The organism is Methylacidimicrobium cyclopophantes, assembly GCF_902143385.2.
Lineage (GTDB): Bacteria > Verrucomicrobiota > Verrucomicrobiia > Methylacidiphilales > Methylacidiphilaceae > Methylacidimicrobium > Methylacidimicrobium cyclopophantes.
In genome coordinates this window covers 1-586 of sequence record NZ_CABFUZ020000069.1, presented here as the reverse complement: position 1 = coordinate 586, position 586 = coordinate 1, and the positions used below count along the sequence as shown (strand labels likewise).

The 586-nt window shown below is 64.8% G+C and carries 1 protein-coding gene; it reads right to left on the bottom strand.

All coding sequences use genetic code 11. The annotated features are described in order from the left end of the window. Positions 1-586: sensor histidine kinase (locus FN369_RS10985; protein ID WP_374728751.1), on the bottom strand; the 586-nt coding region annotated here is incomplete at both ends.

Genomic DNA, 586 nt, shown 5'->3' with positions numbered 1-586 from the left:
CCTCGGCGCGCCGGGCTCGGATCTCCAGAGATCGGCCCTCGGCCTCGGCCAATAGCCGAAATCCCTCCAAGAGCGCTTCCATGAGCTCGTCGACTCGCAGCCGTTCCCAATGGAGCACGAGACCGCCCTTTTCCGCGCGGGCCAAGAGGAGCGCCCGATCGAGGTGGTGTCCGAGGCGGTCGAGCTCCGCTTCGATCTGCTCGGCAATCGCCGGATCGACCTTCTCCACGACGCGCTCCATCCGAAGTCGCGCGAGGGTCAGCGGGAGCTTGAGCTCGTGAGCGATCCGGGCGGAAGCGCGATCGACTTCCGCCAAGGTTTCTTGGATTCGATCGAGGAGGCGGTTGATTTCTCGGGTCAAGGCGTCGATTTCCGGATCTCGTTCATCCGCATGGACCCGTTGCCAGGGATTTTGCGGATCGAGCAGGGAAAGCTGGCGCCGCAGGGAGCGCAGTGGTCGCCTGCCAGCGGTTGCCGTGAAAAGTCCGATCCCGAGGAAGACGGCAAGCATGGTCAAGGCATAGCCGGCCTCCCATCGAACCAGTTCGCGCCGATGCTCCGCCGTCCGCAAGAAGCGCGCTTCGCG